The following is a 25,105-nucleotide window of genomic DNA, read 5'->3' as shown; positions in this document are numbered from 1 at the left end:
ATAAAACAAAAACACTATCTTTGTCCATGATTTCACGATTTAGCATCTTCCTCTTTTACCTAACTCGCAAGATGCCTATTTCTCGAAATAACGCTACTGGGGCCCAACTCCATTTGATAACCGGCCTACCAAAAAGGAGTTTGTTATTATCTCACAACTAATAACAACCTCGACAATGAGAGACAACATCATGATCACCTTTGCCAATCAGAAGGGCGGTGTCGGAAAGACAACGCTCTGCACCATGTTCGCCGATTATTTGGCTGCAAAGGGAGAGAACGTACTCGTTGTGGATTTCGACCGTCAGCAGACCATCTTTTCCAAACGGCAGGAAGACATCGGGAAATACGAGGGTGTGCGACTGCCTTATACCGTACAGCCCTTCGACATCAAAAACACCAACAACGTCAGGGAGTTCCTGACGAATCTACGCAACGGCTATAAAGGCTTCGTGCTGATGGACACTCCCGGCAACCTGTCGCAGCAGGGACTGGTACCCATCTTCGCCCTCAGCCATTACATCGTCTGCCCTTATCAGTTCGAGGCTACCTCCATCAGTTCCACCGCCACTTTCATCGGCTTCATCGCTAAACTCCAGCACATGCTGCCCGTCATGAAGAGCCGATTCATCTTCGTCGTGAACAAATGGGACAAGCGATATGGCCGCAAGGCGGAACTGGAACTGTGGGATAAGACGGAGGAGCGGCTGCGCCACTTCGGACTGGTTGCGCCGCGCATAGAGGTCAAGGCGGATATGCAACGGTACAATACCATTGAACTGATGGGGCCGCAAAACGACATCGTGTCACCCACCTTCGACTTTATGTATCAACAGATCTCAGAACCTAAAGAGCAGACAAAATGAAAACGAATACTTCTCATTCGCAGGTTGCACCTACCAATGACTTGCTCAACCTGCCCGACATAGATGGTGTGTTTAATGAGGTGAAAGGGCCATCTGTCCCTCCACTTTCACAAGCTATCCCTAAGGCAACTCATACTGACATTCACCAGACTGATAACAGTTGGAAACTCTTCCGGCAGTGTGCCCAGCAATACGGCTACCGTGTCAAGAAGAACGACCGCAAGAACTACGAGATAGACAACGAGGTGGTGGAGTTGCTGAAGCTCTGCAACATCAACAACATGTCCGTTACCGACATCATCAATGCCGCTCTCCGTGCCTTCATCGGCACCAACAGCGGCTACCTCAAAGAGTTTCTACGCAGTAACGATTATATTGTCAATAACCTTCAAGATCATGTATAGGCAAAGTATCATCTGGACCGCACCAATGGTGGATTTCCTTACTGACCACTACAAGGCGATGAGCAATGCCTCGTTAGCCAAGCGTCTGGGCATTTCTCTGAGCTGCTTACGCCGAAAGCTGCATGAGTTGGGCTTGCGTAAACACCCTGTCACCAAGGCGATGACGGTAGTAGAGACCGTCTGTCGGCTATACAGCAGCCATTCCCATAGTGAGATTGCCCGGCTTACCGGCATATCCACCCGGACGGTTTCACGAATCGTGAAGAAGTACCATCTTAGCAGGACTTTAGACGATGCCCGGCAGATACGGTCCCGCAGCAGAAGGAGCATCATCAAACGGGAGAAGGCTCGCGTGTTGTTCGGTCTGCCCCAGAAAACCAACATCAAAGTGGTAGGCAACAAGAAACGGGTGGTCCTGAAGAGCATCCTGAAGTCATATGGCTATCTTGTTATCCCAGGACGTAACACATTATATTATCATGAGAATCTGAAGCGCCGCCCGATTCGTGAGAGCAACAGCGAGAGGCTGGGCTTGCGGTTTCAGCCCATGAGTGCCTATCCTGCCGCATCAGTTCCATGCCCGTCATTCACTTAATGCCTATTGCGTATGAATTTTCAAGTATTCCTTGGTTTTATCGTGGCTTGCTACCTCTGCTATTACTTCTGCACGGTGGCCTACGACCTGCTGGAGAACAGCAAGCGGGCTGCCAGTGAGGACGACAAGGCGCAGGAGGAAGTCATCGACATCTCCGATGAGGTAAGGGAGTTTGCGCCCATCCTCATCACTCGCCCTATTGTCAAGAAGCAAAAGGCAGCTGCCATGAAACGGAAGCAGACGGCAGAGCTCCTGATGACTGGCGGCATTGAGGTAAACGACCTGCTGGTCAAGGTGGAAGACCTGTCGAAAGACGGTGAGAACAGTGAACTGGGTGGGCTGCTTGCCGACTGGAAGAAAAGTCCACCATCTTCATAGCGGATTTCTTCATGAATCATATATCGACCTTTATCTTTAATATTTCAGACGTAGCACTTTAACTTGCTTCACTTACGGCTTTAACATGGAATTGAATTTCAAATTTAATCCATTCGATTATGTCGCAATTAAGAGAACAAGCAGTAAGATGCGTAAAACGTGCTTGGAGCTTTGCGAAGCGTCAGTCTTTGAAATTAGCAGTGGGTGTATGTATGTTCACCCTGAGTACAGGAACAGCGTTGGCCAACAGCAGGGGGGCGGGCGGCTTCTCAAAGGCCACCACGGAGATCTCTTCGTATCAGACCCCTGTTTCCAACCTGATGAAGGCCATCGCAGCCGTCATCGTGCTTGTGGGTGCGTTCAATGTATATTTCAAGATGCAGAACGGCGACCAGGACGTGAAGAAGACCATCATGCTCACCATCGGTGGCTGTGTGGCTTTCATCGCCATGTCGGAGGCGCTTCCGCTCTTCTTCAAGTAACTAACCGGTGGGAGCCGGACCATCTGACCATGCGTCTGGCTCCTGCCAAATTTCAACATTCTATGGAAGATTTCTTTCCTATATACAAGGGCATACAGAAACCGTTGGAGTTCATGGGCATCAGAGGCCGATTCCTGACCTTTGCTGCCATAGCCATCGGCGTGTCCTTCCTCGGTTTTATCCTCTTCTCCATCATCTTGGGTAAGTTAGCCGGCTTCATTGCCATGATTGTCCTTGCCCTTGTTGGACTGGCCACCATTTACATCCGGCAGCGCAATGGCCTTCATGCCAAACGCCACGATAAGGGTATCTGCATCTATCACGGAATCTTCAAACAATAAAGGTTATGACACAGAAAAGAAAACCATTCGACAAGCTCTTTGCCCAGTTGCAGGACATCAGGGAGAAGGGCGGGAAACTGCTCAACACGGTGCTCTGGTCGCAGAAGGGCAATCCATCAGTATTTTTCGAGATAGAGAATCCCGTGCAGCAGTATTGTACCGATGCCGACCAGTATCGGCTCTTTCAGGACGTACTGGCCAATATCGTCAAGACGCTCGGCGAGGGCTATACCCTCCAGAAGCAGGATATTTTCTGCAAGCAGGAATATCACCATGAGCCGGAGGGAGAACAGGAGTTCCTCACCGAAAGTTACTTCAACTACTTCGAGGGACGGCCTTATACCGACATACGCACCTTTCTCATCATCACGCAGGAATGTGCGCACAATGCCTTCGTGAAATACGATGCCAAGCGATGGGAGGACTTCCATGTAAAGGTGGCCAAGGTAGCCGACATCCTGCAGGAGAAAGGTATTGCGCACCGTAAGCTGAGCAAGCCTGAGATTGTCGAGTACCTTCATCGCTTCATGGCGTTCCAGTTCAAGCAGGGACCATTCTCCATGACCAACTTCAAGTGCTCGGACGAGAACCTGAAGATTGGCGACCGCACGGTAAAGTCCTTCCCCTTGGTGGATATAGACGAAATCAACATGCCCAACTTCGTGCGTCCGTTCCTCTCTGTGAATATCAACGGTACTTACATTGCCACCGACCTCTTCTCCTTCCTGACGGAGATTCCTTATACCGATTGCGTCATCTACAATCAGGTCATCCAGATACCTGCCCAACGAAAACTCATGCGGAAGCTGCAAGGCAAGGCGAAACGTCATGGCTCCATGCCCGACCCGTCCAACCGCATCGCCAAGGAAGATATAGAACGATTACTGGACACGTTGGCCGTGGATAGCAAACTGATGGTCTATACCAACTTTAATATCCTCGTCAGCTGTCCACACGATAAGATAACCCCAGTTACCTCGTATATCGAGACGAAACTCTACGACTGCGCCATCATGCCTTCTCGGTCAGCGTATAACCAGTTGGAACTCTTCACATGCAGTTTCCCGGGCAACGGCTATGCCTTCAATCCCGACTACGATCTCTTCCTTACGTTGTCGGACGCCGCACTCTGCCTTTGCTTCAAGGAGCATCTGAAACACTCGGAGGAGACGCCACTCAAAACCTACTATACAGATCGGCAGGGACTACCCGTGGCGATAGACATTACCGGCAAGGAAGGTGCGCACAAATATACCGACAATGCCAATTTCTTTTGTATAGGACCTTCTGGCAGTGGCAAGAGCTTCCACATGAACAGTGTGGTGCGCCAGCTTCTGGAGCAAAACACGGATGTGGTGATGGTTGATACTGGTGACAGCTACGAGGGAATATGCAGCTACTTCGGTGGCACTTATATCACCTATTCCAAGGAGCATCCCATCTCCATGAATCCGTTCAAGATTACCAAAACGGAGTACCGACAGAACTTCGGGGAGAAGAAGAACTTCCTCAAATCCCTCATCTTCCTGATCTTCAAGGGTAGCGAGATGCCCTCCAAGATTGAGGATGCCATCATCAATCAGGTCATTGTAGAGTATTACGATGCCTACTTTCATCCTTTCCGTGGCTTTTCTTCCGAAGAAAAGGACAGACTGCGCCACCGACTTTTGCTGGAGGATAAGAAGAACGGCGAGTATGAGAAGTATGGTGAGAAGGTGGAGCATCGCTATTATCAGGACTTTGAGGAACATCAGAGCGACATTTCCACAAAGGACTATGCAGAGGGTAAGGACGACATCTTTTCAGAAGCAGAGGTGCGGCATCAGGTCAAGGCAAAGCGTCAGGTGGAGAAACTACATGCCTTGGTCAATGACAAAGCTGCGACCGAAGGCGAAAAGGTGGCGGCTAACCGTCAGCTTATGCGCATCATGGCGGAGGTGATCGAGGGCAGCTATCTTATGCGTATCGAACAGAAGATAGAGAAAATGGAACAGCGCAGACGGAAGATGACCGTCAGGAAATTGTCTTTCAATACTTTCTATGAATATGCCTTGGAACGTATTCCACAGCTGATGGCCGAGAAAAAGATAGCCTTCAACATTGACAACTTCGCTGCCATCCTCGAACAGTTCTACCGTGGCGGTGAACTGGAGAGTACACTGAACAACGATTTGGAGCAGTCGCTCTTCGATGAGCGGTTTATCGTCTTTGAGATAGACAAAATCAAGGACGACCCCGTGCTGTTTCCCATCGTTGTGCTCATCATCATGGATGTGTTCCTCCAGAAGATGCGTATCAAGAAAGGCCGAAAGGCACTCATCATCGAAGAGGCATGGAAGGCCATCGCCTCGCCTACGATGGCAGAGTATATCAAATATCTGTATAAGACGGTGCGCAAGTTCCACGGCATCGCCGGTGTGGTGACGCAGGAATTGAACGATGTGATTGACTCGCCCATTGTCAAAGAGGCGATTATCAACAACAGTGATGTGAAAATCCTGCTCGACCAGGCCAAGTTCAAGGACAGGTACGATGACATTGCGGCCATCCTCGGATTGACGGCCGTACAGCGACAGCAGATCTTCACCATCAATGCGCTCAACAACCACGAGGGACGCAACTACTTCAAGGAGGTATGGATATGCCGTGGGCAGGTGTCGGACGTGTATGGTGTGGAGGAGCCGCCTGAATGTTACTGGGCCTATACTACGGAACGGGCAGAAAAGGAAGCTCTCAAAATCTATACAAGGCACTTCGGTGGCAACATCCAACGTGCCATCACGGAGATCGAAAAAGACCGCAGACAGACTGGGATAAATAAATATCTCGACTTCGCGCGGCAGGTCAACAATCATCAAAACATTATGAGCTTATGGAAAAGTCAAAGTTAATCCTCGTTCTGACGATGCTCCTTGCCTCGCTGAATATCCGGGCTGGCTGGCGTGTGGTGATCGACAAGAGAACGATGGCAGCAGTAACGGCAAATGCAGTTTCACAGAAAATCATTGAGGACAAGCACAACGGTCGTCTGGATTCCATAAAGTCCAAGCAGGAGAAGCTGATGCAATACACCGCTACGATGGCAAGCATTAAGGAACTCTACCTACTCTCCATGCAGAACATTACAGGCTTTGGGGAGGAAAGCAAATACTATGGGGAAATAGTCTCGCTCACCGCTGGTATCTTCAAGGACGTGCCCATCGTGTTGAAACAGCTCGGCAAGTCGCCGGGCAAAAACTATGTAGTATGCATCAATGAGATGGCCAACCTCGTGTCCGAGACGGAAGGACTGGTACACGACTTTGTGGACATTGTGAACAATGGCAGAATCCGCAACCCACTCAAAGAAGGCAAAAACGGCGGCAAGGACGATGGGTATAACCTGCTTAACCGCTATGAACGGCTGACGATGGCTAACAAAATCTACAGCCGTCTGCTTGAAATCCACTACAAACTGGAGGTCATGGTGATGATGTGTCAGTTCGGTAACAGCTGGGGCGATGTGCTCATGGCCATCGACGTGGAGTCATGGGCTGCCTATATCACCGCTCGCAACTCGGTGGACGGGCTGATTGACAACTGGAACGGATTGGGTGTATAATGGAGGTCGAGCCTATGAAAAGAGCATATTATATAAATAGGTGTTGGATGTTGCTCTTATGCCTAACATTAGCAGCTCCTACTTTTGCCGATGTAATTCCCACACCGAGGGATCCGGCCACCATCGAAGCCCTCATCAGTCTGCACAAACTCATTAAGGGCGAGGAGGACAAGGCCTTGGCAAAGGTGACGACGAGTTTTGGCGAGCAGAGCATCATCACAAAAGGTGCCACGAAGTTCAATGATGTGAGGACGACCTTGGACAGCAAACTGAACAACGGCTATTCCTACGTCATCTTAGCCAGTGCGTTGGGTTCGACGGCCAACAGCATGTATCGTCTGATACAGGAGTATTCCCAGTTTACACGCTCCACCTTTCAATATACCTTCAAGAAACCGATGGTGGCATGGTACTATACCGAGGCGAACATGGCATGTGCAAGGGAAATCAAGAATATCAAAGCCCTTTATGCCTCGCTTGCCGCCAGCGGTATCAACGCAATGAAGGCCTCGGTGGACGAGAAGCTACATCTGGTCATGGAACTGAGAACATCCATCGAGAACATGAGGGGAATTATAGACGGTGCCAACGTATGGTGCAGCATCATTACCGTCGGCGGCTTCAGATACGATTACATCTGGGACATTCTCAACAGTGAGGTAACGGACAAGATAGCAGAGAGAGTAATCAATAAATGGAACAGCGTATGAGAAAGTATTTATTGATAATAGTGGGCTTGCTTTACCTATGTTTACCAGTATCGGCACAGCATCCAACCTACGACGACCAGAAGGAAAAGCAGTGGAAGTCAATGGAAAACGGGCCGTGGGATTTTTCTCCTGCATGGTATTATTACCTGCTGCATAAAAAGTATAGTGGTGGGGAGACCTACAGGAAATGGGGATTCCTTAAATCTGGTTGGAGGGTGCGGTTCAAGGAAAGTAAGTCCAAGGTGAAGCGGATCATGCCCACCCGTATCACCGCCGAGGAGACACAACGGCAGAAGATGAAGGAAGCCGAACAGGAACGTGTCAAGATGGAAGAACTCTACAAGGAGGAAGTGGCGCGTGCCGCTGACAGGAATGTCGATCTGGTTTATTCTTCGTTCAAGGCCGCCTTTGACCGTATGCAGCAATCCATTGCCGACGGACTGCTCTTCTGTATGCAGCGAAGCAAGGGCAAACTGAAATATCAGGTCGATGAACTGACACGGCAGAATGAAATGATTTGCCAGGACATCGTCTACATCCATCGGACAGGTGCAGGGTATGAACTTGAAAACGCCAAGCGGCAGAAAGCCTACCAGCAATACAAGAAACAGATGGAGGAGATGGTCAGCCGTGTGGCGCACCTTGTCGGCATGGCGCAGAACTATTACAAACGATAAAACATGGTTTAAGAATATGGTTACAGACATCTTATTGAATATCACAAGTCAGCTGCTCACGATGGGACTGCCTTCCATCGACGAGAGCCTTGACAAGCTGCTGGTGGCGATGGAAACCTTCCCGAAGTCGGCGGTGCTGGGCGACACCGTGGGCTATGCCCGTGTCATCGGCCTATGCCTTGCCCTTTGCGTGGGTTCCTACGAGTGCTGGATGATGATGCTTGGGCGCAGGGCGATGGACGTGATGAAACTCCTCCGTATCGTGGGACTGTCCATCTGCATCACTTACAGCTCGTGGATCTGTCAGGAGCTTGCCTGGCCGGGAAAGGCATTGGAGGCGGCAACCAAACAGATGGCGAGCAGCAAAAATAAGGAGGTGGCAGCCCTCGAACTGAAAGTGGCGCAGAAGCAGTCGGACTACCTCAAACGGCTCCGGCAGGTACAGGACAGCATCGAGACGGCGAAGCAGGTACAGGAAATTGGCGAGGATGCCCATTGGTGGGACAAGCTCATCTACAACATGGAGAATCTTGGCTCGACCATCAACAATTATGCGCAACGGGCTACCGTAGCCGCGGAGACAAAAGTGTCGGAATGGATCAACGACGTGATACGCTTTATCGGGGAACTGATCTTCCAAATGTCGTATTATGGCATTTTGGTGGCGCAACGTATCTTCATGACGATATTGGCGACCTTCGCGCCCATCATGTTTGCCCTGTCCATCGTACCGCCATGGAGCAGTGCGTGGTCGCAATGGATCAGCAAATACCTTTCCTTATCGCTTTGGGGATTTGTTACCTATATGTGCCTGTATTACATAGACTTCATTCTGATGTATAACCTTGGCGAGGACCTTACCGCCTATGGCAGGCTTCTACAAGGACAGGTGAACTCATGGGGACAGATAGGTGCGCTGGGCATTCAGGGCATCGGCTCCAACTGTATGTACGCTATGGGTATGCTCGTGGGTGCCTACATTATCCGCTTTGTTCCAGAGGTGGCATCATGGCTGATACCAGGTGGCGTGAGTTCGAGTGCGGGCAGTGCCGCCGGTGGTGTTGTGGCAGGTGCTGTGGGCGGAGCCATGGGCAGTGCCGCCTCTACTGGTATGGGCATCGCTTCGGTGGCTACGCCAGTAGCAGGTTCGGCGGTATCGGGTGCAGCACACCTCGGAGCGGCAGGTATGGCCGGGGCAGTAAGTGGCGCAAGTGGTTATTCCGATGGCGGTGCAGCTACTTTGGCCGGGGCGATGGGCGGTGCAGCTTCAGGTATGGCGAAAGAGGCCAAGCACATGTTCACCGAAAGCTCTGCTGGCAAGGCGGCATCGAAGATGGGCAGTTCCATGAAGGATTCATATAACAGAGGAAAATAAACTAAAACGACAGGATATGTTAATACAGAGTTTGGAACAGAAAACAAGACTCGCACTGACGACCGTACTGCTGACCATCATTGGCAGTACGGTGGTCTGTGCCTGCTGCATCTTCTACTGTGCCAAGTTGGTAACGGAAGAGCGTAATCAGATTTATGTCCTCGACGGCGACATCCCTTTCCTCGCTGAAAGGAGCAAGCAGGAGACGAACTTTGTGATGGAGGCGAAAGCACACATCCAACTCTTCCATCAGTATTTCTTCAACCTGCCGCCCGATGATGATTATATCAAGTGGACGCTGTCCAAGGCGATGTATATGGCGGACGGTACGGCACTGAAGCAGAAACAGGCAATGGAGGAAAACGGTTTCTACTCGGACATCGTGTCTTCCTCTGCCGTGTGCATGATTATCTGCGATTCCATCAAGTTGGATGAGCAGTCGAGGAAGTTCAAATATTATGGTACGCAGATTATCAAGCGCCGTTCGCGCGACATGAAACGCTCCCTCATCACGGTGGGCAGCATCGAGAATGTGCCCCGCACAAGGAATAATCCGCACGGGCTGCTGATTACCAACTGGAGAACGCTGGAGAATAAGGATTTAGACTACTAAGGGTATGAAGAAGAAAATGAAGCGTGCGAAAGCAGCAAAAGCAAGATGGGAACAGGGAGTCAAAGGTAAAATAGAAACCGTCGTAAGGAAATTCTCTCGTCAGTGGAAGATACAGGAGCGGATAGACGCTGCCAATACATGGGCTACAAATCATCCGAAGCGCACGGCGGCCATGACCATCGGTGCGTTGGTCTGTTCGCTCGGCCTTGGGATTCTTGTCTCCCTCTACACTCCACAACCCAGCAAGGATATTGTGGGAGAGATAGAGAATGTGCAGTCTATGTTCGCCGGACTACAGAGCATACAGAATGGCAAAAACGTGCAGGTGCGTGAAGTCGGGCAGCTGGCTCTCAGAGGACAACGGCTGAAATGGGAGTTGGATTCCCTTGTACACATCCCTGTAAAGACACATCGGGATTCTATGCTCATCATCTCTAAATACAGACAACTCGAAATGATAGTGGCAAACTTAAAACATCAATGATATGAATGAACTGATTAAGAAACTCTTACTCAAAGTAGGACTGAGAAAGGAGGATGACCCTTCAGACAATGCCCGGACGGAGGCTGATGCAGAAACGCAGGGTGAAAACGAGGCTAAGGGCGACGAAAGGGAAAAGACAAGTCCGAAAGAGCCGCCCGTAGTGAAGCCCTTATCACAGGGCAAGAGTTGGTGGCGCATCGACTTCAAACAGCCCAAGTACATCTTTCCTTTGGCCATTCTTCTGCCTATCTTGTTCTTAGGCTATGAGTTGATGGGGGTGTTCGGAGGTACGGACAATGCCAAGAAGGGTGTGGCCACGGACAGCATCAATGCCTCCCTGCCCACGGCGGCCAATGCTGATATGGGTGATAAGATGACTGAGATGAACAAACGCTATAACGAAGAGGATGCGGCATCGGCAGTGAACGGCATCGGTGAGGACCAGCCACAGCAGGACTCGCTCGGCAACGGCTATCAAGAGCATGAACTGGATGAGATAGACCGCCAGAATGCCATCAATGCCCAGCGGCAGAAGGATATGGAAGCCTTGCAGCAGCGGCTGGCTCAGTCACGGAAGCATATCAATGCCTATGAGGGTGGCAGTTACGGAGGTGCATCTGGCTATGGTTCGGGCGGCAGCTATGGGCGCGGTTCCAGACAGACAGAGATGGATGACTATGCCAGGGAGGTGGAGGCGATTCAGAAGAGAAGCCTTGCCCGGCAGAAAGCGTTGGAGAAGAGCATAGGTATCGGCGACGAGGATGAAAGTGCCAAAGTGTCAAAAGCGTCACATCCTTTTGGTGCGTCCAATCGTAAGTCCGAAGAGAAACCGGTCATTGTCAAGAAAGTGATGGAGGGTAATGCGGAGAAGTTCAACACCGTCAGTGCCGAGCCTACGACGGATGTTCCGTTGATCCGTGCCATGATAGACAAGACGACGAAGGCACACGAGGGTACACGCCTCCGCTTCAAGCTCCTCGACGATGTCACGCTCAAAGGGACAAAATTGAAGAAGGGCACCTACCTCTATGGTACGGTGACGGGATTCGGTCAGCAGCGTGTGATGGCGACCATCACCAGCATCCTGGTCAGGGATAAGTTCATCAAGGTGGGACTGTCGGTCTATGACAACGACGGCATGGAGGGCTTTTATGTCCCAGAGTCTGCCTTCCGTGACCTGATGAAGGATGCCAAGGCAAATGCCTTGCAGAGCAACATCAACTTTGACGGTGGGTATGGCGGTGGACTGAGTTCCGAAGCGGTGGCTCTGCAGGCCCTACAGAATATGTACCAGTCGGCAACATCAGCCGTGTCTGCCAATATCCGCAAGAATAAGGCCCGAATCAAGTACAATACCATCGTCTATCTGATCAATACCAATGCAGAGTAGCTTTCAATAATTCATCAAACATTTAGGAAATATGAAAAAAATTTTAGTTCTCATGGTTGCCCTCATGGGATTGTGTGGCAGCCTTCAGGCACAGAAGAAGTATAAGAACATCGAGGCAGACTCGGCTTCGGTGAGGTATATCCGCAACGCCAAGCCTACGGACAGCTACATCTTCGACGAAAACAGGCGCAAGGACGTGATCTTTGTCAACGAAGAGGTGACGACACACCTGCTGATGCCTGAGAATATCAAGCTCGTGGACATTTCTACGAACAAGATAGTAGGGAATCAGTGTACGGACAATATCGTGCGTATCAAACCCTCCGGGAGAATGTACGACAACGAGCTGGTGGGCACGATTACCGTGATTGGTGAACGGCATATCGTACAGCTCAACGTGGTTTATACTGCCGGACCTGCCAAAGCCAACTCCATCTACCGCATCAAAGCCGGGGACATGGGCAGGTATGAAAATCCCGACGTAACGATGCCGCGCAAGGAAATGGCGGCCTACGCCTGGGCCATCTTTACCAGCAAACCACGCAAGAACATCCATTCTAATGAGAACGGAATCAAGGCGAGGGTGAACAACATCTACAGTATCGGTGACTATTTCTTCATCGACTACTCGCTCTACAATGCTACCAAAATCAAGTATGACATCAGCGAGGTACGCATCAAGCTCACGGACAAGAAGGAGCTAAAGGCTACCAATTCGCAGACGATAGAGCTGACACCAGTGTACAGCCTGAGCAGTGTCAGGAGTTTTAAGAAGACATATCGCAACGTGCTGGTATTGGACAAGCTCACATTCCCTGAAGAGAAGGTGCTGAAGCTGGAGATTTCGGAGGAGCAGATTTCGGGCCGTGTCATCACGCTCGATATCAACTACAAGGATATGCTGCACGCTGACGGGGTCAGTGAGCAGATGGTATCGTATCTGCCAGTGTTTTAACCATCAAATTGTAAAGTCATGGCTGTAGAAGAGACAAGAGAACAGCAGCAGATGTACAACATCTTCAGGAGCTGCATCTATCTTTTCCTGATAGTGGAACTGATCATGAATCTGCCCATCACGGCGGACAACCGTGTCACAGGATTTATTTTGGAACTCATCGCACGCTTCAAAGTGTTCAACAATGTGGCATCGTGTAAGCTCGTCGAACTGATCTGCATCGGTGTGACATGTATCGGCACACGTCCGCAGAAGGCACTGAAGTTCAATGTCAAAACGATGGTGCTTTATCCTATCGGCATCGGCATCACATTCATCGCACTCTGCATGATGTTTCATAAGGGCATCTGGGGAGGAGTCTCTTTTGGTTTTCCGACCAACCGCATCCTTTATGCCATGACTTCCATCATCGGTACAATGCTCCTGCATCAGGGGCTGGACGGTATCTCGCGCTTCTACAACTATAAGTTAGGAGAGGACCGCTTCAACTTCGAGAATGAATCGTTCCAGCAGTCGGAGGAACTGAATGAGAATCCGTATTCGGTCAATATCCCGATGATTTACTATTTCAAGAGACGGATGCACAAGGGCTGGATTAACATTATCAATCCCTTCCGTGGAACCATCGTACTGGGTACACCCGGCTCTGGTAAGTCCTTCGGCATCATCGACCCGTTTATCCGTCAGCATGCGGCCAAGGGGTTAGCCATGATGGTGTACGACTATAAGTTTCCGACATTGGGAAAGACGCTGTTCTATCAGTACTGCAAGAACAAGAAACTCGGTAGGTTACCAGAGAACTGTGGTTTCCATATCGTGAACTTTACCGATGTGGAATATTCCAACCGCATCAATCCTATTCAGCGAAAGTATATCCCTGATTTGGCGGCGGCAGCAGAGACGGCAGCGACCTTGCTTGAATCGCTCAATAAAGGGGGCGACAAGAAGGGTGGCTCGGAGGCGTTTTTTCAGAACTCAGCCATTAACTTCCTCTCTGCCATCATCTATTTCTTCGTAAACTTTCACCCGACGGGATTCAAGGACGGCAAGAAGCTCACGAGGTATGTCAAATACAGGGGCAAGAAACTGAAATTGATTACGAAGAACTGGCATGACTACCGGGCTGTCGATAAGGACGGCAACACGATACTGGACTTTGTGGATGAGTTGAGCCACGATGTGTCTGTAGATGAGGACGGTATGTTCGTGGATTTGAATGACTTCACTTATATCAGCCGTAACGGGCAGAGGGTGCATATCACTTCGTCATGGTATGAGGATGAGCAGGGGCAGGTGGTGGAACCGGACACCATCACCGGCGAATACTCGGATATGCCGCACGTGCTGTCCTTCCTTGGCAAGCAGTACAGTGACGTATTCGACATCCTGATGCAGGACCAGAAGATTCTCTCGCTCATGGCTCCGTTCCAGTCGGCTTATACCAACAAGGCGATGGACCAGCTCGAAGGTATGGTGGGTACGCTCCGGGTCAATGCGGCACGCTTGGTCTCGCCAGAAGCCTACTGGATTTTTACGGGGGACGACTTCGACCTGAAGATTTCAGACCCTGCAAGTCCTTCATATCTCGTGATAGCCAACGACCCGGAGAAGGAGCAGATAGTGGGTGCACTGAATGCGTTGGTGCTGAACCGTCTCGTTACCCGTGTGAACAGCCGGGGGAATATCCCTGTTTCCATCATTGTGGACGAGCTGCCGACCTTATACTTTCATAAGATTGACCGTCTGATCGGTACGGCGCGTAGCAACAAGGTGGCGGTGACATTAGGCTTTCAGGAACTGCCACAGCTGGAGGCGGACTATGGCAAGAACGGTATGCAGAAGATTATCACCACTTGCGGAAATATCTTCATGGGTGCTGCCCGAAATAAGGAAACACTGGAATGGGCGCAGAATGACGTGTTCGGTAAGGCGAAGCAGACTTCCAAATCCATCACCATCAACGACCAGAAGGTTTCCACATCTATCTCGGAACGGTTGGACTATCTTGTTCCAGCGGCGAAGATAGCGGACATGGCAACTGGTTGGCTGGCAGGTCAGTCGGCTCGTGACTTCACGCCTACCGAGGGTAGTATGATACAAGGCTTTGACATCGAAAAGTCGGAGGAGTTCAAGACATCCAAGTATTTCTGCAAGACGCACTTTGACATGGCACAAATCAAGCAGGAGGAAAGTCAGTATGCCGACTTGCCGAAAATCTATCAGTTTGCCTCTAACCGTGAGAAGGAAATCATGCTCGGTCGTAACTTCAAGCGGGTCAATGACGAGGTGGACGCGATGATTGCCGAGCTTCTTGGCAAGGACAGGAAGAAGAAACAGGAAAATAAACAGTAGTATGGTACCTTATCAGTGGAAAGGATTGTCGGGCAGTGCCCTGAAGGTAATAGCGTTAGTGTCCATGACGATGGATCACATCGCTTATTACCTCATGGAACATGGTAGTTTGATGTATGACTTGATGCGGACGATGGGAAGAATGGCGTTCCCCATCTTCGCCTTTCTGTTGGTGGAAGGATATGTCCATACTCGTTCCACGGGGAAGTATGCGCTCAACCTCTTGGCTTTTGCACTCATATCCGAAGCTCCGTGGTGGTTGCTGAATCATGACAACACCCACAATGTGTTCTTTACCCTATTGTTAGGACTGGTGGCAATAGACTTGATAACCCGAATTGGCAACAAGCCTTTGCTCTGGTGTGTCATTATGGCTTCCATTTGTGCTAATGCTACTTGGCTGCATGTCGATTATGAATATTCTGGCATTCTCTTGATATGCGCGTTCCACTTCTTCCAGCCGGACAAGGTGACGAAATGCCTTTTAGCTACCCTGTTCATGTACCAGTATGGTGTAGTCGGGCTTTGGCTGGGGCAGGCCGTCATCCTGTGTTACAATGGAGAGCGAGGATTTATAAAAGGGCAGTATGCGAAATATTTATGCTACGCATACTATCCGTTACATCTTTGTCTCCTCATATAAAAATCTTCTAATCTATCTGTAAATCCTCTGTCAAATCTATAAAGTTGGTAACATAAGATAATTTCGGTGAACTATACCTTTTTACAGACTTTGCATACCGAGTAATATCTTCTACTCCAATATGTTCAGAGGTAAAGTACACTGTCAACTTATTAGTATCAGCTTCATCAACTTTCCATAGTTTAGATTCTCCACTATAGCTGTCGATTGCCATATAATAAACCAGCAAATCACAGAAAGGGAAGAGAATAATTGGGAAATCATATCCTGAGTATTTTTTCCGTTCAAAAAGCGAATTAGGTAATATTCTATCTAACTCGCTAACTAATTCTTGACATGAAAGCTGATGATTGACAATAGCTTCATATAATCCAAAATGATAACTTCTAATATACAAAAGCAGCAATATCAATCCTGGCAGTTCTTCTCTATTCGTGTTGAGTGAGCTATATACTAATCGAACAGACACGAACAATTTCTGCATCTGTCTCAGGGTAAGCCTTTTACTACCAGCAAGCGATCTAACAAACTCATCGAAGAATGAATATGCAGAACTTGGCATATCAGAATTATTACCAAAGAAGAAGCCTTTGAAATTAAGATCATCACACAGATACTTAATGTAGTAATCATAGTTGGGTTCTGGTAAGAAGTATTCTATATCTATAAAGCGACGTAAGTACTCTTCTGCGTCAATTCGGTCACTTCCAAAATACCCTCTAATAAAATTACTTAACTGTTGCTTATCCACAGAAAGAATAAATATAATATTAGGAATAGAGAAAAGATGCTTTACTCGTTCCAGTACTTTTACAGCATGATGTGGGTTACATCTATCTAATTCATCTACAAAAAAGATTAATGGTTGTTCTGTTAATTGGTCTACCAAACCCTTTAATTGTGCTCGAAAAGAAGTAAGACTCTTCCTTTCTTCATAGTATTTATCTATTTGCTCTTTAAGAGCAGATGCACCTTCCTCAAGCATATCGGATATACAATCAGCTGCATCACTTCCTATATGTTTTTCCACAATATGCTTCACTATTTTGGGTGTTGCTGCCAAAGTTATTTTGCCAGCATTAGCTATTACAGATGCAAACAAATCTTTGAATTTTTCTTCTTGGCTTAATTCGCCAACTTCTGCGATCATTGCAACTAAAGGATCTTCAACAAAATCTGATTCCCAAGCATTATAATAGATGGTCTTATACCCCTTGTTCTTCAGCATTTGTTCCCACATCTTTACAAATGTGGTTTTGCCAGTCCCCCATGCGCCATTAAGACTTATTACACAGCCCTCGTGGTCATGAGCAATAATGTTTGTCAATATATTGACATACTTTTTTCTTCCTAACTTGTCCTCCTGAAAAGGAGAATCTACTCCAATTTCAACGTCTTTAAATCTATACTGCATTATCTGTTTTTTTTATTTTTCTATACCTCAGCCCAGAATGATTTCCTTTTTGCCATAGTCGATAGTTTGGCAGCAACTCAAACTTTGCCAAATGTCCATTGATAGGCCTGCTACCAAAAAACAAATCGACATCATCTTTCAAGCTCATACGCAGTTTTATGAGGAATTTTATGTCAACCCCAAACTCAGACTTAGACCCGTCCCTTTGTGGTGCAAGAATATTTTTTGTCTGTGTTGATATTGAAACATCATTTGGCATTTGCTCATCCATCCCTAATTCCGCTTCATCAGTCAAACGGGATCCATCACGATTCCAAAATGAGCCTCCATCATCTGAACAGAACAATATGATTTTCTTAATAGTTGGCTTTACGAAGCTCTTGTCAAACCAAGCATCATAGTCCTTTTGGGCTGTATACCACTCTAATTTGGTAGACTTAACATTATTGTAAAGTTCGAGGGAGGTGGAAACTTCCCCGTGCGGCATCGACCAATTCTCAATAAGATATTCTTCATCGTATTGTCCATTGTTATGAAAAGCAAAGAAGTTTAGGAGTGCCAAATAGATGCTTTTTATTAAATTAACGGGTGAACAAATAGCAGAGACCGTTTGTTCTTTATCTTCTAAAGTCGAACAATACACAACAAACAATCCTCTTTGGTCTTCTACGCTACCAAATTCAGGAAGTTCAACTAACTCATAGTGCATAAAGATATGGGTACCTTCGCTGTCTATATGCAACGTATGCTCATAGTATGGATTTCCATTACCCAAATCTATGATTGCCTCCAGCCATTGTACTATATCCTGTAGCGGATCGTATAAATCGCTTAAAGGTATCATCAGCTGCTTTTGACCATTGATTCTAAAAACCATTTCCAGCCATCCATATCGTAAATTCAAAAAATCGACGTTTATCACATCAGGTTTCTTTGGAATCGATTTGGAATATTTGTCATAGATAAGACTTCGTTCATGGAACCAGTCTTGTATCTTTAGCCATCCGTCGTAAATCATATTCTTATTGGTATTGGGTATCCTCAAATAAACGAGGATACCTATTTCTATTTACACCTCTTGACTTTCAGACTCAAGTCTTCTTGCTTCTTCAAACTTTTCCTTCATTGTAGGATTGTTGTAGGTAAGCTTCTTAATAGTCAGCTCGTCAGCCTTCTTATTCGCTAAACGAAGGTTGTCTTCAGAACCAACTAAGGCTTCACGCACCTTCTGTAGATGCTTGATAGACTCGTCAATCTGGGCGATGGCTGTATTGAACTTCTTGCTGGCCAATTCATAGTTACGACTGAAGCCGCTGCGAAACTCGTTGAGTTTGTTCTCGAAGTTCGTCACATCTACCGACTGATTACGAGCGATGGCCAGCTGCCGCTTATAATCCACGGCGTTTCTCGAAGCCTTGGCCAATAGCGAGATGATGGGCATAAAGAACTGCGGGCGCACGACGAACATCTTGGGATAGCGGTGGCTCACATCTACAATACCATTATTATATAGGTCGCTCTCTGGCTCCAGCATACTCACGAGTACAGCGTACTCACATCCCTTGGTGTTGCGGTCCTTGTCGAGCTTAGCAAAAAAGTCCTCGTTCTTATGCTTCGTGGCGGTCATGTCGGCCTCATTCTTCATCTCAAACATAATCGAGATATACTCCGTGCCGCCGTCATAGTCGCGGAAGATGAAGTCGCCCTTGCTGCCACTGCTGGCATCATTGTCCTTCTCGAAGTAGGCGTTGGGATATAACCCGAGCGAACGGACATTATCAAACTCGTTGTGGCAATGTATCTCCAGGTCCTCGCCAATCATCTTGGTCGACTGGCGAATCTTAAAGTCCTTGTATCGCTCTATCTCCTCGTCTTTATCCTTCAGGCTACGCTCGTAATACTCCTTCAGATTCTTCTCGTTGAGCGTGGCCTTCGCCTCGTTCTCCGTGAGCTTGGCTTCTAGTTCGGTGATACGCTGCTGCTTCTGCTGCATTGCCTCCTGCTGTACGGTCTTCTCTTGTATCACGGCCAGTTCCTGGTCCTTGGCCTTCTGCTGTAGCGACGCCTCCAGTTCGAGTATGCGCTTGTCTTTCTCTGCCACCTTGTTGTCAATCTCCATCTGCTTGCTGTTCTGCAAGCTGGCGATCTGCTCCTTCAAGCGGGTAATCTCAGTATCTTTGTCTGCCATCTGCTCATTCATTTCGAGTTGCTTAGCCTGAGCGATACTATTCAGTCGCTCGTTGAGCTTGGCTATTTCCGTATCTTTACCGGCAATGACTGTATCCTTGGCCGACAGCTTATCCTTGTACCCTTGCTCGGTTTTTAAGATAACTGTAGCTTGCTCTGCCTCCTGCTGCTTATGAAGTTCAGCAAGTCTTTGACTTATCTCTGCATCAAAAGCATCATTCTTAACTTGATTAAGGATAGCTGCATAATCAGCTTCGTCAACGGTGAAAATAGCACCGCACTTTGGACATTTAATCTCGCTCATAAACAAACTTATTAAAAATTACAATGCAAAGGTAATTACTAACTGTGCAGACATTCTGCGTTATTGCGGATTTTTATTCGTCAGCGTACATTTTAGATAGGGTATCAGCCTCTTTCTTCATCTTTTCACGTAGTGAGGCTGGCTTTATCACCTCTATTTGGCTTCCGAAAGAACGCAACAATGCCCGCAGTTCATAGTTGTCTTTCACCTTCAAAGTTACAATCCGTCTTCCATCCTCGGTTCGTTCACCTCTGGCTACCTGTGACTCATGGAGAGGTTTGGTGTAGATATAGTTGAATGCCTTATCGTTGGCATAGAGCACCACATCCTCAACCGGAACATCTTCGACCGACACACCAATGACATCCTCAAAGAACTCATCGAAGTTGAAATCATCGTCCAGCGGTTCAAACATTTTACGGCCCAATTCCTTGATGCCGTCAATCCTGTCAATGGCATAGTTGGTCAGTCCGTCATAGTTACCTTGCTTGCCGATAAGAAACCACCTGTTATTATATTGCTTCAGATGATAAGGACTTACGACTTGCTCTTTAGCATCCTTACCAAAAGGATGATAACAAATCTCCAGAGCCTGCCTATTGACAATGGCATCGAAAATCTGCTTGTAATAGTCCTTGTCCATTCCTTTTAGGTAGGGGTTGTGCTGAAAGCTGACCACCGAACGTACATCCTTCCCTAATTGGCTGGTGGAATAGAGCTTCTTGTCAATATCCATTAGCCAGTCAAAATGTGGCACACCCTCAAAGCGTTTGAGCAGCATCAGGGCATCAGATACGATGTTCTGTTCCTCTTGATTGAAAGGTCGCTCGCTGATAGAATCATTGCGATGGTGGTAACGATAGTACATCTTATGACCGTCGCGTATGGCATCAATCGTCATTCTGTAGCCTTCCTCGCTCTGCATAAACTTCAAGTCCTCCTGTACCTGACGTTTCCTGACACCATCACCTTTCTTTCCTTCGCCATTGTAAAGGTAAAGCGCATCATTGCAAGCATCCACCAAGTCGTCAATATAGTAACGGCGACTCCAGTTGCTTAGACATCTGTCCAGTGCTTGGTATCTTATCTGTGCATTCTTATTTGTTGCCATACTCTTACTATTATAGTCGAAACAAAGGTAAAGTGGAACCATGCAGCCTTTCTGCATGGTTGGGAAAAACTTATTTCCTTTTCACTTCAACTATTCTGCCGAGATGGAACACCGCCTCCCAGAAGCAGAACTCACCATTGGAATCAGCTGCTACATTCTCCCCGTCATCGTGGAAACGAGCGGGCTTACCGTCTTTGTCAGTAAGAGGCTCGAAGGTGATGTCTGTCACTTCCACCAATGCGGTGTCGCGCTCCTTGGCATAGCCCACGGCAAGATTCAGGTATTTCAGCTCATCCTTGGGATAGTAAGGGTAAACACCGTTGTTCCACACGCAGATGTCGCCCACCAATGGGTCGTCATCACTTATCTTCTCATCATCGAAATAGGGAAAGCCATCCTCGGTACAAGCCAAATACTTCTTATAGGTGGTATCCTTGATTTCACGATATTCTTCTTTCTTCGTACCAGCTATTATCTGGTCGAAGAAAACCTGCTTGATGGTCAGGTACAAGGTATTCTCTTTTGTCGGTTCCATGATTCTTCTATTTTATTCAGACACATATCTATTACTCTTCGCCCGGTTCAGGCTCTGCGGCTACAGAATATCCAAGATGGTCCTCTTCGAACGCTTCGTAACCTTGGGGATGGGAATCAGGATCCTGCTTGATAGTAGGGGTTCCTGCACCCTCCTGCATCTCCAAATCGGTTATTGAGTTTCCTGTCACAAACAAGTACATGGCCACAAGCACCTTGATGGCGGCGTTCACCTCTTCGTCAGTTGTGATGGGCGCACGATGTGCTTCATCATTACGCCACTGACGCACCATGTCCAGATAGCCACTGAAACGCTTGCCCTCCTCTGTGGCGGCATGCCTCAGATTCCAGAGACATTTGAAACCATGGATGGCATTTGCCAATGTTGAATGGTCAGTATCTCCTGTTGACGACGGCACTTCCTCGCCATGGCAGAGGTAATAAAGTTTTTTCAGATAGCTCTCATACTTAGAAAGCAGGCTGTTGAAATAGGTCTGCTTGTCAAAGTTCTGCAGATGATCATTGCAATAGATATTGTTCAGCGCATTCTTGATAATGCCGTCTGCACCGTCGAGCGAAGGCAGGCTGCTGCGGTTGAGCACTGCGAAGAACACATCCACAAACTCATCGAACGAGCGTACATGGCTGCACACATCCACAAACTCCTCGCCGAGGCTGACCATCAGCGCCTCTTTCAGTGTATTTTCATCGTAGGCAAGTTCGCTGGCCTTCCGGCTTCTCATGGCCAGTGCATCCACAAACTTGCGGATAAGCATCATCGAGAACGACTGGTTCTTCTCCAGTTCCTCCTGGAAGTTATAGTATTTCTCTATCTGGTCGGCCACCTTCTCGTCAAACTTCTCCTTGACAAGTGCTATCAGGGCATCGTAGGAATTGCCTGCACTGAAGGCATCTGTTACATCCGGATCTTGCAGAATGTCTATCCAGATCTGCTTCAATATCTTGTCATTCTCATTGAGCAGGTCTTGGAACGGACTGTTGGCAATGTCAAGGATTTCAGCTATCGTCTTCTTCTCGTCCTCCTGCTTTTGTCCCACTTCACCTATGCGGCTCGATGCCATCTGCTGATCCTCGTCCTCCAGCTCCAGCTGCCCGTCAAAATTCAGCTGAATGCGCAGCTTGTCAAGGTCAATCCTGTCGAGAACCTCCATAGGGAGGGTTTCTTTGGTGTAGGGCAGATATTTGTAGAACACACGGCAGAACACGTAGAACTTCTCCAGGTCGGGATCGACGAAGTCCATTAGCTGCGCCATGAAACCATACTGACGCACATAGCGGTTCACAACATATTTGCGATACCGGTCCTTCTCCTCGTCGGTCATCGGTTCCACACGCTCGGTAACGATGGTCTTCAGTAGCGACGGCACGCCCACTGCCGTCTCCTTGCGCTGGAGCATCTTCACCACGCGATTCACGTCGTCATCGCTGAATATGCGCCAGCGATTCACGTCATCCATCATGGTGTACATACGCTGCGTGTCCACCTCGCCCAGGAGGTCGATGTCGGTGTAGTAACGCTGGAAGGCTGCCTTTACGTCTTCCGGATTGTTGCGGAAGTCGATGACCATGGTGTCGTCCTTGCCCGGACAGCAGCGGTTCAGGCGGCTCAGCGTCTGGATGCACTGTATACCGCCGAGTGAGCGGTCCACAAACATGGTGTGGAGCAGCGGCTGATCGAAGCCTGTCTGAAACTTGTTGGCCACAATCAGTATCTTATAGTCGCTCCCCTTGAACTTGATGCGGATGCCGTCGTCATGCACGCCTTCATCATTCATACTGGCCTCGGTACACTTGTGCCCATGACTGTCTTCCACTTCACCCGAAAAGGCCACCAAGGTCTTGATCACGCCATGATAGTTCTGCTCTATTACCTTGTCGATGATGCGCTTATAGTCGGCGGCGGCTCGGCGCGAGTCGCACACTACCATAGCCTTGGCTTCACCGCCAATCTTGCCGATGGTATGCTTCATAAAATGATCTACCATCATCGTGGCCTTGCGCAGCATGATGTAGGAGTTTTTGTTCAGCTCGCCATAGATCAGGGCGAGCGACTTCTTTTCCTCAAAGCGTTTCTTTTTCTCCTCGGGGTCGGTGGTCGTTTCGATGAGCTCAAACATGGTCTGGTACGACTTGTAGTTTTGCAGCACATCGAGGATAAACTTCTCGTCGATGGCCTGTTTCATCGAGTAGAGGTCGTGCTCCTTATGGTTCTCGTCGCCATAGAGTACAAAGGTCTTGTCCTTCGGGGTGGCGGTGAAGGCGAAGTAGCTCATGTGGTGCATGGAGCGGCGCATAATCTGCTGATAGGCCATGAAAGCATCCATCTCGTCTTCAAACTCATCGGGGTTGAAGTCGGGAATGTTTTTCAGGTCCTCGTCAGTACTCAGGGCGTTCACCAGGTCTTTGGCACTCTCGTTGCCCACGGCGGTATGGGCCTCATCAATGATGACGGCATATTGGCGGTGCTTCTCGCGCTTCAGGGTTTTCAGCGCAAAGGCAAACTTCTGCACGGTACTGATGATGATACGGTGGCCCTCGTCGATAGCGGTGGCGAGGTTCTTGCTACCATGGCGCACGTCTTTCACGGTGCCCACCACGTCCTCGAAGTTCACCACGTCCTCGGCCATGTTGCGGTTGAGCACAATGCGGTCGGTCACCATGATGATACTGTCGAACACGCAGCTGTGGTCCTCATTGGTCATGTTGGCGAGCTGGTGGGCCAGCCACGCCATGGTCTTGGTCTTGCCCGAGCCTGCCGAATGCCACACCAAGTAGTTGTGCCCGGCACCTTCCTCGCTCACCTTTCGGCGTAGCTTCCGCACGGCTCGTAGCTGATGGAAACGAGGAAAGATCACCACGGGCTTGCCGTCTTCATCGTTGTATCGCTTGATAAAGTTCTCCAGTAGGTCCAGTATGCTGTCGGCTTGTAGGATGTGCTGCCACATATAGGCCACGGGATATTCGTCTTCGATGGGCGGGTTCACGCTGTCTTGGTTGAAAGGCAGAAACTTCGTTTCGGCACCTTTCAGCCGCGTGGTCATGAACACATAGTTGTTATCCATCACGAAGTGTACCAGGCAATGCCGCAACATTCGGTTCTCGGGATTGCGGTCGTACCGGTACTGGTAGATGCCGTTGGCATAGTTCTGCCCCGTACCCTCGTTCTTCAGCTCGAAGGTGAAGAGCGGCAGACCGTTGAGCAGGATGCACATATCAAGTTCGTTGCCCTTGTCGCTGCAGGCTGTGCTATAGCGCATCTGGCGCACGATGCTGAAAGTGTTGGACCGATAGAGCCGATAAGCCTCACTGTCCTCCCCGGCGAGAACAGGTTTGAATTGGGCAAACTTGATGTCTTTCCCCCTTATCTTAAATCCCTTGCGGAAGATTTTGAGCATGCTCTCGCCACGGTTCAACTGGCTGTTCAGCTGCTTCACCACCTCATCGGTCTCCTGCCCGGGGAAGGCATGTTCGAGCATCGCCCATACAGCGGGTTGCTGGCGGAGAAACCGTTCCAGCATCTCTCGGTCGCAGAGGTGTTCGATGTCAAAGTCGCGGCTGGTGCGCTGATTATAGAGGTCGCTGCCAGCCAACTGCTGAGCAATATGCTCCTCAAAAGTTGTCTCGTTAAGATTGCTTGTTGCCATATCTGTTGTTTTTCTTTATTCTATT

At 48.7% G+C, this 25,105-nt stretch carries 23 protein-coding genes; 17 read left to right on the top strand and 6 right to left on the bottom strand.

What is annotated here, in order from left to right; all coding sequences use genetic code 11:
- The first annotated feature begins 175 nt into the window (after window positions 1-175).
- The 17 genes from X919_RS0110400 to X919_RS0110320 all read left to right on the top strand — a co-directional run bounded on the left by X919_RS0110400 (window position 176) and on the right by X919_RS0110320 (window position 15,865).
- A complete protein-coding gene (locus tag X919_RS0110400; RefSeq protein WP_013264177.1) occupies window positions 176-865 on the top strand; it encodes a ParA family protein in 690 nt (229 codons plus the stop codon).
- Window positions 862-1,269: a hypothetical protein gene (locus X919_RS0110395; RefSeq protein ID WP_013264255.1), complete on the top strand. Its 408-nt coding sequence runs from the start codon at window positions 862-864 to the stop codon at window positions 1,267-1,269. The genes X919_RS0110400 and X919_RS0110395 overlap by 4 nt, the downstream gene beginning before the upstream one ends.
- Window positions 1,262-1,864, top strand: a complete 603-nt coding sequence (locus X919_RS17415; protein ID WP_028900056.1) for a helix-turn-helix domain-containing protein — start codon at window positions 1,262-1,264, stop codon at window positions 1,862-1,864. The genes X919_RS0110395 and X919_RS17415 overlap by 8 nt, the downstream gene beginning before the upstream one ends.
- Before the next feature lie 12 nt (window positions 1,865-1,876).
- The gene (locus tag X919_RS0110385) at window positions 1,877-2,242 is read left to right on the top strand and encodes a hypothetical protein (protein ID WP_028900055.1); all 366 of its coding nucleotides are present in this window, start codon (window positions 1,877-1,879) and stop codon (window positions 2,240-2,242) included.
- A 119-nt stretch (window positions 2,243-2,361) separates the two neighbouring features.
- Window positions 2,362-2,724, top strand: coding sequence for a DUF4134 domain-containing protein (locus X919_RS0110380; RefSeq protein ID WP_028900054.1), 363 nt, complete (start codon window positions 2,362-2,364; stop codon window positions 2,722-2,724).
- 62 nt (window positions 2,725-2,786) lie between these two features.
- Complete coding sequence (locus X919_RS0110375; RefSeq protein WP_025791084.1) at window positions 2,787-3,065, top strand: DUF4133 domain-containing protein; 279 nt, start codon at window positions 2,787-2,789, stop codon at window positions 3,063-3,065.
- Between the two features lie 5 nt (window positions 3,066-3,070).
- Complete coding sequence (locus X919_RS0110370) at window positions 3,071-5,956, top strand: TraG family conjugative transposon ATPase (RefSeq protein WP_013265026.1); 2,886 nt, start codon at window positions 3,071-3,073, stop codon at window positions 5,954-5,956.
- Window positions 5,938-6,666, top strand: a complete 729-nt coding sequence (locus tag X919_RS0110365; RefSeq protein ID WP_013264430.1) for a hypothetical protein — start codon at window positions 5,938-5,940, stop codon at window positions 6,664-6,666. The genes X919_RS0110370 and X919_RS0110365 overlap by 19 nt, the downstream gene beginning before the upstream one ends.
- 14 nt (window positions 6,667-6,680) lie before the next feature.
- Entirely contained in the window at window positions 6,681-7,376 is a 696-nt protein-coding gene (locus X919_RS0110360; protein ID WP_028900053.1) for a hypothetical protein, read from the top strand.
- Complete coding sequence (locus X919_RS0110355) at window positions 7,373-8,053, top strand: DUF5045 domain-containing protein (protein ID WP_028900052.1); 681 nt, start codon at window positions 7,373-7,375, stop codon at window positions 8,051-8,053. Before X919_RS0110360 ends, X919_RS0110355 begins: the two co-directional genes overlap by 4 nt.
- 16 nt (window positions 8,054-8,069) lie before the next feature.
- Window positions 8,070-9,428, top strand: a complete 1,359-nt coding sequence (locus X919_RS0110350; protein ID WP_028900051.1) for a membrane protein — start codon at window positions 8,070-8,072, stop codon at window positions 9,426-9,428.
- Window positions 9,429-9,444: 16 nt separating this feature from the next.
- Complete coding sequence (traK, locus tag X919_RS0110345) at window positions 9,445-10,041, top strand: conjugative transposon protein TraK (protein ID WP_013264774.1); 597 nt, start codon at window positions 9,445-9,447, stop codon at window positions 10,039-10,041.
- 4 nt (window positions 10,042-10,045) lie between these two features.
- Window positions 10,046-10,525, top strand: coding sequence for a hypothetical protein (locus tag X919_RS0110340; protein ID WP_013264290.1), 480 nt, complete (start codon window positions 10,046-10,048; stop codon window positions 10,523-10,525).
- Window position 10,526: 1 nt separating this feature from the next.
- The gene (locus tag X919_RS0110335) at window positions 10,527-11,915 is read left to right on the top strand and encodes a conjugative transposon protein TraM (protein ID WP_028900050.1); all 1,389 of its coding nucleotides are present in this window, start codon (window positions 10,527-10,529) and stop codon (window positions 11,913-11,915) included.
- Between the two features lie 31 nt (window positions 11,916-11,946).
- Window positions 11,947-12,870: a conjugative transposon protein TraN gene (gene traN / locus X919_RS0110330; protein ID WP_028900049.1), complete on the top strand. Its 924-nt coding sequence runs from the start codon at window positions 11,947-11,949 to the stop codon at window positions 12,868-12,870.
- 18 nt (window positions 12,871-12,888) lie between these two features.
- Entirely contained in the window at window positions 12,889-15,222 is a 2,334-nt protein-coding gene (locus X919_RS0110325) for a type IV secretory system conjugative DNA transfer family protein (protein WP_028900048.1), read from the top strand.
- Between the two features lies 1 nt (window position 15,223).
- On the top strand, window positions 15,224-15,865 hold the full coding sequence (locus tag X919_RS0110320; RefSeq protein WP_013264988.1) for a TraX family protein: 642 nt from the start codon (window positions 15,224-15,226) through the stop codon (window positions 15,863-15,865).
- 7 nt (window positions 15,866-15,872) lie between these two features.
- On the opposite strand, the gene X919_RS0110315 is transcribed toward X919_RS0110320, so the two are convergent.
- The 6 genes from X919_RS0110315 to X919_RS15240 all read right to left on the bottom strand — a co-directional run bounded on the left by X919_RS0110315 (window position 15,873) and on the right by X919_RS15240 (window position 25,080).
- A complete protein-coding gene (locus X919_RS0110315) occupies window positions 15,873-17,279 on the bottom strand; it encodes a KAP family P-loop NTPase fold protein (RefSeq protein WP_028900047.1) in 1,407 nt (468 codons plus the stop codon).
- The gene (locus tag X919_RS0110310; RefSeq protein ID WP_028900046.1) at window positions 17,269-18,297 is read right to left on the bottom strand and encodes a hypothetical protein; all 1,029 of its coding nucleotides are present in this window, start codon (window positions 18,295-18,297) and stop codon (window positions 17,269-17,271) included. The genes X919_RS0110315 and X919_RS0110310 overlap by 11 nt, the downstream gene beginning before the upstream one ends.
- A 51-nt stretch (window positions 18,298-18,348) precedes the next feature.
- Window positions 18,349-19,770, bottom strand: a complete 1,422-nt coding sequence (locus tag X919_RS0110305; protein ID WP_028900045.1) for a DUF2130 domain-containing protein — start codon at window positions 19,768-19,770, stop codon at window positions 18,349-18,351.
- Between the two features lie 73 nt (window positions 19,771-19,843).
- Window positions 19,844-20,881: a helix-turn-helix transcriptional regulator gene (locus X919_RS0110300; RefSeq protein WP_028900044.1), complete on the bottom strand. Its 1,038-nt coding sequence runs from the start codon at window positions 20,879-20,881 to the stop codon at window positions 19,844-19,846.
- A gap of 70 nt (window positions 20,882-20,951) precedes the next feature.
- Window positions 20,952-21,416, bottom strand: coding sequence for a hypothetical protein (locus X919_RS0110295; RefSeq protein WP_013264154.1), 465 nt, complete (start codon window positions 21,414-21,416; stop codon window positions 20,952-20,954).
- A 31-nt stretch (window positions 21,417-21,447) separates the two neighbouring features.
- A complete protein-coding gene (locus tag X919_RS15240; RefSeq protein WP_051502506.1) occupies window positions 21,448-25,080 on the bottom strand; it encodes a type I restriction endonuclease subunit R in 3,633 nt (1,210 codons plus the stop codon).
- Window positions 25,081-25,105 lie beyond the last annotated feature (25 nt).

Origin of the sequence: Prevotella sp. HJM029 (genome assembly GCF_000599605.1) — a bacterium.
GTDB lineage: Bacteria > Bacteroidota > Bacteroidia > Bacteroidales > Bacteroidaceae > Prevotella.
This window is presented reverse-complemented; position numbering and strand designations above follow the sequence as displayed.

What these genes read in the sequence shown, in the direction of transcription:
- X919_RS0110300 (WP_028900044.1), bottom strand. Translation starts at nt 20,881, where the DNA reads ATGGCAACAAATAAGAATGCACAGATAAGATACCAAGCACTGGACAGA.
- X919_RS0110325 (WP_028900048.1), top strand. Translation starts at nt 12,889, where the DNA reads ATGGCTGTAGAAGAGACAAGAGAACAGCAGCAGATGTACAACATCTTC.
- X919_RS0110305 (WP_028900045.1), bottom strand. Translation starts at nt 19,770, where the DNA reads ATGAGCGAGATTAAATGTCCAAAGTGCGGTGCTATTTTCACCGTTGAC.
- traN (WP_028900049.1), top strand. Translation starts at nt 11,947, where the DNA reads ATGAAAAAAATTTTAGTTCTCATGGTTGCCCTCATGGGATTGTGTGGC.
- X919_RS0110320 (WP_013264988.1), top strand. Translation starts at nt 15,224, where the DNA reads ATGGTACCTTATCAGTGGAAAGGATTGTCGGGCAGTGCCCTGAAGGTA.
- X919_RS0110370 (WP_013265026.1), top strand. Translation starts at nt 3,071, where the DNA reads ATGACACAGAAAAGAAAACCATTCGACAAGCTCTTTGCCCAGTTGCAG.
- X919_RS0110295 (WP_013264154.1), bottom strand. Translation starts at nt 21,416, where the DNA reads ATGGAACCGACAAAAGAGAATACCTTGTACCTGACCATCAAGCAGGTT.
- X919_RS0110315 (WP_028900047.1), bottom strand. Translation starts at nt 17,279, where the DNA reads ATGCAGTATAGATTTAAAGACGTTGAAATTGGAGTAGATTCTCCTTTT.
- X919_RS0110400 (WP_013264177.1), top strand. Translation starts at nt 176, where the DNA reads ATGAGAGACAACATCATGATCACCTTTGCCAATCAGAAGGGCGGTGTC.
- X919_RS15240 (WP_051502506.1), bottom strand. Translation starts at nt 25,080, where the DNA reads ATGGCAACAAGCAATCTTAACGAGACAACTTTTGAGGAGCATATTGCT.
- X919_RS0110310 (WP_028900046.1), bottom strand. Translation starts at nt 18,297, where the DNA reads ATGATTTACGACGGATGGCTAAAGATACAAGACTGGTTCCATGAACGA.
- X919_RS0110360 (WP_028900053.1), top strand. Translation starts at nt 6,681, where the DNA reads ATGAAAAGAGCATATTATATAAATAGGTGTTGGATGTTGCTCTTATGC.
- X919_RS0110335 (WP_028900050.1), top strand. Translation starts at nt 10,527, where the DNA reads ATGAATGAACTGATTAAGAAACTCTTACTCAAAGTAGGACTGAGAAAG.
- X919_RS0110375 (WP_025791084.1), top strand. Translation starts at nt 2,787, where the DNA reads ATGGAAGATTTCTTTCCTATATACAAGGGCATACAGAAACCGTTGGAG.
- X919_RS0110395 (WP_013264255.1), top strand. Translation starts at nt 862, where the DNA reads ATGAAAACGAATACTTCTCATTCGCAGGTTGCACCTACCAATGACTTG.
- X919_RS0110385 (WP_028900055.1), top strand. Translation starts at nt 1,877, where the DNA reads ATGAATTTTCAAGTATTCCTTGGTTTTATCGTGGCTTGCTACCTCTGC.
- X919_RS0110380 (WP_028900054.1), top strand. Translation starts at nt 2,362, where the DNA reads ATGTCGCAATTAAGAGAACAAGCAGTAAGATGCGTAAAACGTGCTTGG.
- X919_RS0110355 (WP_028900052.1), top strand. Translation starts at nt 7,373, where the DNA reads ATGAGAAAGTATTTATTGATAATAGTGGGCTTGCTTTACCTATGTTTA.
- traK (WP_013264774.1), top strand. Translation starts at nt 9,445, where the DNA reads ATGTTAATACAGAGTTTGGAACAGAAAACAAGACTCGCACTGACGACC.
- X919_RS0110350 (WP_028900051.1), top strand. Translation starts at nt 8,070, where the DNA reads ATGGTTACAGACATCTTATTGAATATCACAAGTCAGCTGCTCACGATG.
- X919_RS0110365 (WP_013264430.1), top strand. Translation starts at nt 5,938, where the DNA reads ATGGAAAAGTCAAAGTTAATCCTCGTTCTGACGATGCTCCTTGCCTCG.
- X919_RS0110340 (WP_013264290.1), top strand. Translation starts at nt 10,046, where the DNA reads ATGAAGAAGAAAATGAAGCGTGCGAAAGCAGCAAAAGCAAGATGGGAA.
- X919_RS17415 (WP_028900056.1), top strand. Translation starts at nt 1,262, where the DNA reads ATGTATAGGCAAAGTATCATCTGGACCGCACCAATGGTGGATTTCCTT.